At 65.0% G+C, this 7,419-nt stretch carries 7 protein-coding genes; 4 read left to right on the top strand and 3 right to left on the bottom strand.

The features are described from left to right. Together PHE40_RS09970 and PHE40_RS09965 are read right to left on the bottom strand one after the other, a co-directional pair. On the bottom strand, positions 1–965 hold a 965-nt coding region (locus PHE40_RS09970), incomplete at its 3' end, for an RluA family pseudouridine synthase (RefSeq protein ID WP_299961334.1). Beyond that, on the bottom strand, positions 962–2,275 hold the full coding sequence (locus PHE40_RS09965) for a replication-associated recombination protein A (RefSeq protein ID WP_299961332.1): 1,314 nt from the start codon (positions 2,273–2,275) through the stop codon (positions 962–964). The genes PHE40_RS09965 and PHE40_RS09970, both read right to left, overlap by 4 nt. Positions 2,276–2,464: 189 nt before the next feature. On the opposite strand from PHE40_RS09965, the gene PHE40_RS09960 reads away from it, so the two are divergent. Then, a complete protein-coding gene (locus PHE40_RS09960) occupies positions 2,465–2,878 on the top strand; it encodes a c-type cytochrome (RefSeq protein ID WP_299961330.1) in 414 nt (137 codons plus the stop codon). Between the two features lie 212 nt (positions 2,879–3,090). Here the strand turns inward: PHE40_RS09960 and PHE40_RS09955 are convergent, their stop codons facing one another. Further along, a complete protein-coding gene (locus PHE40_RS09955) occupies positions 3,091–3,921 on the bottom strand; it encodes a folate-binding protein YgfZ (protein WP_299961328.1) in 831 nt (276 codons plus the stop codon). A gap of 58 nt (positions 3,922–3,979) precedes the next feature. Here PHE40_RS09955 and PHE40_RS09950 point away from each other — a divergent pair, with 58 nt between their 5' ends. From PHE40_RS09950 to PHE40_RS09940, 3 genes are read left to right on the top strand one after another with little or no spacing between them, the layout of a single operon-like run. After that, entirely contained in the window at positions 3,980–4,873 is an 894-nt protein-coding gene (locus PHE40_RS09950) for a glycosyltransferase family 9 protein (protein WP_299961326.1), read from the top strand. Then, complete coding sequence (locus PHE40_RS09945; protein WP_299961324.1) at positions 4,864–5,880, top strand: glycosyltransferase; 1,017 nt, start codon at positions 4,864–4,866, stop codon at positions 5,878–5,880. Before PHE40_RS09950 ends, PHE40_RS09945 begins: the two co-directional genes overlap by 10 nt. A 31-nt stretch (positions 5,881–5,911) precedes the next feature. Next, entirely contained in the window at positions 5,912–7,237 is a 1,326-nt protein-coding gene (locus PHE40_RS09940) for a dihydroorotase (protein WP_299961322.1), read from the top strand. Positions 7,238–7,419: the final 182 nt, after the last annotated feature.

Raw genomic sequence — 7,419 nt, 5'->3', positions numbered from 1 at the left:
CTGCGTTTCGGTTTCATTGTCTCCGGGATGGTGAAACCCAGGTGTAAAAAACTGTCGCGCATGTGTTTAGGCAGGGGGGCTTCGACGGTTAAGGTGCCGCCGTCGGGGTGGGGGAATTGCAGGCGGCGGGCGTGCAGGTGCAGTTGCGGCGCGAAACCGTCGGCGAAAGCCTGGCCGTAGGCGGCGTCACCCAGGATGGGGGTGCCGAGTGCGAGCATGTGGGCGCGCAGCTGGTGCATGCGCCCGGTTTGGGGTTGCAACTCCATCCAGGCGAATTTTTTGCCCGCGTATTCCACCACCCGGTAGGCGGTGACGGCTTTCAACGCTTCGGGGTCTTTGCGGCCGGCGGGCTCGGAGCGGGACATGCCGCCCACTTCCACGCGCACCAGGGGGAGATCGATGCGGCCTGCCAGCACATCCGGCACGCCCCAGACCAGCGCCCAGTAGGTTTTTTCGACATCGCGGCTGCGAAAGGCGGTGGCGAGTTTGCTGGCGGGCTTGACGCCGCGCGCCAGGAGGAGAACGCCGGAGGTGTCGCGGTCCAGCCGGTGGACGAGTTTGGGGCGCTCGGTGCCCTCGAAGCGCAGGGCGTCGAGCATGCCATCGAGATGCACGGTGATGCCGCTGCCGCCCTGGCTGGCGAGGCCGGCGGGCTTGTTGAGCACGATCACCGAGTCATCACGGTAGAGGATCATGGCTTCCAGGTCGCGGATCATGTGCGGGTCCATGCTCATCACCTGCCGGACCTTTGGCATTTCCTTCGGCGGGGTGATCTCGGGCGCGGTTACGGAGTCACCCAGGGCAAGGCGCGTGTTGGCCTCGGCCTTGGCGCCGTTCACCCGGATTTTGCCCGCGCGCAGGAATTTCTGGATATGCGCCTGGGTCAGCCCCTCGATGTTGCGGCGCAGGAAACGGTCGAGGCGGGTATTGGTTTCAGCCTCGGGGACTTCAAATGTGAGTGTCATGCGCCCTCTTCGCGCAATTTTGCCCAATAAGCGAGCCGCTTGGCGATATCGCGCTCAAAACCGCGCTGGACTGGGCGGTAGAAGTCGGGCCGGCCCATGCCTTCGGGGAAGTAGTTATCGCCGGAGAAGCCTTCGTCAGTGTCGTGGTCATAGGTGTAGCCCGCGCCGTAGCCGAGGTTCTTCATCAGCTTGGTGGGGGCGTTGAGGATGTTTTGGGGCGGCATGAGGCTGCCGGTTTCCTTCGCGGCGCGGGTGGCGGCGCCCAGGGCCTTGTAGGCGGCGTTGGATTTGGGGGCGGTGGCGAGGTAGAGCACGGCTTGGGCGATGCAGAGTTCGCCCTCGGGGGAGCCTAGGCGCTCGTAAGCGTCCCATGCGGCCAGGGCCTGGGGCAAGGCTTGCGGGTCGGCCAGGCCGATGTCCTCGGAGGCGAAGCGGGTGAGCCGGCGGGCGATGAAGCGCGGGTCCTCGCCGCCGGCGAACATGCGGGCCAGCCAGTAGAGGGAGGCGTCGGCATCCGAGCCGCGCATGGATTTATGCAGCGCGCTGATGAGATTGTAGTGTTCTTCGCGGTCGCGGTCATAAAGCGCGGCACGGCGCGAGAGCAGCCGGCTCAGCCCTTCCTCGTTCAGCGGTTCGCCTTCGGGCAAGGCGAAGAGTTGCTCGGCCATGTTGAGCAGGGCGCGGCCATCGCCATCGGCCATGGCGCGCAGCATTGCGCGGGTTTGGAGGGTGAGGGGAAGGTGCTGGCCGGTCTCGGCCTCGGCACGCTGGAGGAGAAGCTCCATGGCATCGTCGTCCAGCCGCCGCAGCACCAGCACTTGACAGCGCGAGAGCAACGCGCCGTTGAGGGCGAAGGATGGATTCTCAGTTGTGGCGCCGATGAGCACGATGGTTCCGGACTCAACCACGGGAAGGAAGGCATCCTGCTGCGCGCGGTTGAAGCGGTGGATTTCATCGACGAAAAGAAGCGTGGCGCGGCCTGTTTTTTTCAGCTTCAGCGCATCGTCGAACACGCGCTTGAGGTCGGCCACGCCGGAAAACACGGCGGAGATTTGCGTGAAGTGCAAATTGGCGCTGGCGGCGAGCAGGCGCGCGATGGTGGTTTTGCCAACACCCGGCGGCCCCCACAGAATGAGCGAGGCGAGGGAGCCGCGTGCCAGCATTCCGGTAAGACTGGCCTGTGGTCCAAGCAGGTGTTCCTGGCCCGCGATATCGCCCAGGCTGCGCGGACGCAGCCGCTCGGCCAGAGGTTGGCCCTGGATTGGCAACGATTCGGTGACATTGGGGGCGAACAGATCATCCTCGGCCATTCGCGTATTGTAACCCGTGCGCGGCCAGGATTGAAGCGGGCCTCGTTGCGCTTTTGGCGCCGCGGGTGCAGAATGGCTGTGCATTGCACAAGCTCAACCTGGGCGCTGGCCGTTTTTGCCTTGCCCGCCTTTTGAGCTGGCTGTGCGAGTCTGAAAATTTTCGAACAGCTAGCTTATGAAAGTAGTCCGATGAACGCATTAAAAGTGACTGGATTGGCGGCGGCCGGTCTGCTGCTGGCAATTACTGCGGCAATGGCGGCGACGCCCCCCGCATTGTACACCCAGACGCAGGCGACCGCTGGTGCCGCGGTGTTCGCGCAGAGTTGCGCGATGTGCCACGGCGCGGACCTGAAAGGCGTGGCGGGTCCCGCGCTGGTCGGGCCGGCTTTTGCGGCACCGGGTAACAAGTACACGATCGGCTCGGTGTTCACCGAGATCTCGCAGCAGATGCCGGTGAGCGCGCCGGGTAGCCTGTCGCATGATCAGTATGCCGATGTCATGTCCTACATCCTCAGCAAGAACGGCTATCCGGCCGGGACCACCGCGTTGAGCTATGCGGCGGATATGAAGTCCACCGTGCCGTTCGTTTCCCAGGCGCAGTAATTTTATAGTAATTTAGCGTAACTTTAAGTAATACCAGTCAGCCTTAAGGCTGACTGGTATGCGCGCGGGGCTGGTGGGGCGGCCGCGCGCAAATCAAAAGCTTATACCAGCCCGCCACCAAACCCAGAGAGTCAAGTTCTTGGCGGGCTGGTATAACAACGGTTTGACGTGACCGCCGGAGGCAAGTCTCCGGCGGTTTTTTGTTGCCCGTTTTATGGTTCGAGGCGCAGCCAGGATGGCGGCATGGGCTGCAATACGGCGGCGCCGGCGTGCAGGGATTTGCCCAGGGCGTCCACCCGCAGCATGGCCAGGGCCATCTGCCCGGCGTGCGAGCCGGTGACGCCAACCTCCGCGCCATCGGCCATCACCGGGGTTCCCGGCGGCGGGGGTTGCGCGCCGCAGTGCACGGGGATGAGCCGGCGCTTCACCAGGCCGCGGTATTTGGTGCGCGCGGTCAGCTCCTGGCCCATGTAGCAGCCTTTGTTCCAGGCGATGCCGTGCAGCTCATCGAATCCAGCCTCCAGCAGCAGGGTTTTTTCCGCCTCCAGGTCCGGCGGGCCGTCAGGCAGGCCAAGCGCGATGCGATGGGCCGCGTAATCAGCCGCGGTGGCGTTGGGGGCGAGCGGGGTTGTGCTCAGCGTGCGCCACCCGGCCGCGGGCAGGCGCGGGTCCGGCGCGGTAATGGCGCCCTCCGGCACGGTGTTGGCGCCCTCCGGCGCGGGGCCGCCCCAGCCGGCATAGACGTGGAGGGTGCTGGAAATATCAGTCAGCTCCACCGGCGCGCGCAGCCGGAAGCGCTTGAGCCGTGTGAGCAAACCCGCCAGGGCCTCGTGCGGGGTTTCTAGCAACAACCGGTCAGCCTCGGCGTAGATGAAAAAATCGCACAGATAGCGGCCCTGCGGTGTGAGCAGGGCTGCCCAGACCGCGCGGCCGGGGGTGGCGAGGGTAACGTCGTTGGAGATTAGCCCGTTGAGAAAGGCGACTCGTGAGGCGCCGGTGAGGGAAATGACGCCGCGCTGCGGCAGGTGTGCGAGAAAGCTCATGGCGGTGCAAATGGGTGCTTGGCGCGAAAGCTGCAAGCCGTGCTAGATGCAAGATCAGATGCGAATCCTTTTTATAACCTCGTCGCGGATTGGCGACGCCGTGATTTCCTGTGGCATTTTGGAACGCTTGCGGTTGGAAAATCCGCATGCACGCTTCACGGTTGCGTGTGGCGTGGTGGCGGCGGGGGTGTTTGCCCGGATGCCGGGGCTGGAACAGTTGATCGTGTTTGAGAAGGAAGGTTTCGACCTGCACTGGCTGCGGCTGTGGACCCGGCTGGTGGGAAGGTTTTGGAACCAGGTGGTGGATGTGCGCTCCTCGGGTATTTCGTTTTTTCTGGCGGCTGGGCGGCGCAAGATTTTGAAGGGCGGGCGCAGGCCGGGCCGGCGCTATGAGCAGTTGGGGGCGGCCATGGGGTTCTCGCCGGCGCCCTTGCCCGTGGCCTGGACCGCCCCGGCGGACGATGCCAAGGCCGCCGCGCTGCTGGGTGAGGGCGTGGTGATCGGGCTTGGGCCGACGGCGAACTGGGCTGGAAAGATATGGCCGCCGGAACGATTCGTGGCGTTGTGCAAGGAGTTGGCGGGGCTGTTTCCGGGGGCGCGGGTGGCGGTGTTCGCGGGGCCGGGGGCGCATGAACGCGCGCTGGCCGCGCCGGTGCTGAGAGCATTGCCGGGGGCGATCGACCTGGTGGGAAATTTGAGCCTGCCGGAAGTGGCCGCCTGTTTGCGCCGTTGCGCCATTTTCATTGGCAACGACTCGGGGCTGATGCATCTGGCCGCCGCCGCCGGGGCGCCGACTCTGGGGCTGTTTGGACGCTCAAGGGCTGATGAATACGCCCCGGCCGGTTTGCGCACGGAAGTTGCCGTGGCGCCAGGCCCGGCGGGGGGGGCGCCGATGGAGGGTTTGACGGTGGAGGCGGTGGCCGCGGCCGCGCGGAGGTTGCTATGCGTATAGCCCAGATCATCGCGGGAGGCGGCGCCAGCGGAGTTTATGAGCGCATGGCGCTGCTGCTCGCGCATAACGGGCATCAGGTGTTTCCCATCATCAGCCCGGACCCTGGGCTGGAGCTGCGGCTGCGCACGGGCGCGTTGCCGCCCATGATGCTGGAATTCGGCGGGATGCTGGATTTTGCAACGTTGAAGGGAATCCGGGAGGTTTTGCAGGCGCGCAAGGCGCAGATCGCCCTGGCGTGGAGCGGCCGCGCCGCTTCGTTTCTGCCGCGCGGGCCGTGGGTAAATGTTGGCCGGCTGGATGGCTATTATGGGCGTAACGAGTTTGGCCATTGCGCGTATCTGGCGGGGAGCACGCCCGGCATTGTCAGCCACATCGTGCAAAGCGGATTTTCGCCCGCGAAGGTGCTGTATCTGCCCGATTGCGTGGAAGATTACATCCGTGATGACCCGGTAGGCCGCGCGGCGCTGGGAGTGCCCGAGGATGCCCCGCTGCTGCTGGGGCTGGGGGGGCTGGAGCGGAGCCGGGGGTTTGATACGTTGATCCGCGCGGCGGCGCGGCTGCCGGAGGTGTATTGCCTGATTGCGGGCGAAGGGCCGGAGCGCGCGGCGCTGGGCCGGTTGATCGCGCAGCTGGGCTTGGAGAAAAGGGTGCGCCTGCTCGGCGCGCGGCGCGATACCGGGGCGCTGCTGAAGGCGGCGGATGTGTTTGTGTGCTCGGCGCGGCAGCGCCCGCTGGGTACGGCGGTGCTGGAGGCGTTTTCCGCGCAGACGCCGGTGCTCGCCACCGATGTTGAAGGCGCGCACGGGGTGGTGCGCGATGGTGAGGACGGGCTGCTGGTGCCGGTGGACGACGCCGAGGCACTGGCCGCCGCCGCGCTGCGGATTTTCAGCGACACGCGGCTGCGGGTGAAGCTGGCGCTGGTGGCGCGGCAGCGCTTTGTTGGGGAATTCTCGCCGCAGGCGGTGCTCGGCGTCTGGCTGGAGAATTTGCAGAAACTGCTGCCGTGACGCGCGGTGATTTTATGGATGTGAGGCTGGTATGAGTTTTGATCTTCTGTTGCAAAACGGCACCGTGGTTCTGCCCTGGGGCGAGGTTCAGGCCGATATCGGCGTGCGTAATGGGCATATTGCCGCCATTGGCAAAAACCTCGACACCGCCGCGCAGGTTTTTGATGTGGCGAATCTGCATGTGCTGCCGGGCGTGATCGACCCGCATGTGCATTTTCGCGATGGCGGGATGGGCGGCATCGCGGGGGTGGAGGACATGCGCTCGGGCACGCTGGGCGCGGTGCTGGGCGGGGTGACCTGCGTGTTCGATATGCCCAACACCAACCCGGCGGCCACCGATGTTGAGAATTTGACCCGCAAGCATGATTACATCGCCGGGCGGGCGTATTGCGATGTTGGCATTTATGTTGGCGCCAACAAGGAGAATATCGAGCAGCTCGGCATGATGGAGAGCATGCCCGGGGTGTGCGGCATCAAGGTGTTCGCCGGGTCTTCCACGGGCAATTTGCTGGTGGAGGATGATGCCAGCATCGAGCGGGTGCTGCGCAGCGGGCGGCGGCGGGTTTCGTTCCACTCGGAGGATGAATACCGGCTGGTTGAGCGCAAGTCGCGCTTTACCTGCGGTGATCCTTATTCCAGCCACGCGCTATGGCGCGACCCGGAATGCGCGTTTCTCGGCACGCGCCGGGTGGCGGCGCTGGCGGCCAAGACCGGGCGGCCGGTGCATATATTGCACGTGTCGACCGAGGAGGAGTTTGCCTATCTCAAGGATTATCGCGCGCTGGTGACCACCGAGGTGCTGCTGAACCATCTCGTGCAATCGGCCCCGGATATTTATGACCGGCTGGGGCCCTATGGCGTGATGAACCCGCCGGTGCGCGATGAGCGCCACCGCCTGGCCGCCTGGGCGGCGGTGGCCGATGGCACGGTGGATACGCTGGCCTCGGACCATGCGCCGCATTCCAAGGCGGCGAAGGAGAAGCCATGGCCTGACTGCGCCTCCGGCATGACCGGGGTGCAGACGCTGTTGCCGATGATGCTGGAGCAGGTGGCCCAAGGCCGGCTCTCGCTGTTGCGTCTGACCGATTTGATGTGCGCCGGGCCGGCGCGGGTTTATGGCGTGGTGAACAAGGGGCGGATCGCCGCCGGGTATGACGCGGATTTCTCGATTGTGGATTTGCGGGCGACGCGCCGGATCGAGAAATCATGGATCGCCAGCCAGTGCGGCTGGACGCCGTTTGAGGGCGTATCCTGCACCGGCTGGCCGGTGGCGAGCGTGGTGCGCGGGCAGATTGTGATGCGCGAGGGCGCTGTTGAGGGCGAGCCGCTGGGCCGCGCGATGAGCTTTCGCTCATAGCGTGATCCAATGAGCTGTCGCTCAAACACGAGGTTAGAGCGAATCGCTAATTGCTCTAGCACTACAGTTGCATTTTTGATTTGAGGTGAGCACGTCTTGCTATTGCTTGATGGTTCCGTCTGAATATTGACCATTTTAGGATGCGCTCGACGGGGAGTTGCCGTTGCGCGAGCTTCAGGGTT

It is taken from the genome of Acidocella sp. (assembly GCF_028687955.1).
Lineage (GTDB): Bacteria > Pseudomonadota > Alphaproteobacteria > Acetobacterales > Acetobacteraceae > Acidocella.
The sequence above is the reverse complement of the archived record's forward strand: the minus strand, read 5'-3'. Positions and strand labels throughout refer to the sequence as shown.

Coding starts and splice junctions, on each gene's coding strand:
- PHE40_RS09955 (WP_299961328.1), bottom strand. CDS start 3,921: ATGAGCTTTCTCGCACACCTGCCGCAGCGCGGCGTCATTTCCCTCACC.
- PHE40_RS09965 (WP_299961332.1), bottom strand. CDS start 2,275: ATGGCCGAGGATGATCTGTTCGCCCCCAATGTCACCGAATCGTTGCCA.
- PHE40_RS09945 (WP_299961324.1), top strand. CDS start 4,864: ATGCGTATAGCCCAGATCATCGCGGGAGGCGGCGCCAGCGGAGTTTAT.
- PHE40_RS09960 (WP_299961330.1), top strand. CDS start 2,465: ATGAACGCATTAAAAGTGACTGGATTGGCGGCGGCCGGTCTGCTGCTG.
- PHE40_RS09940 (WP_299961322.1), top strand. CDS start 5,912: ATGAGTTTTGATCTTCTGTTGCAAAACGGCACCGTGGTTCTGCCCTGG.
- PHE40_RS09950 (WP_299961326.1), top strand. CDS start 3,980: ATGCGAATCCTTTTTATAACCTCGTCGCGGATTGGCGACGCCGTGATT.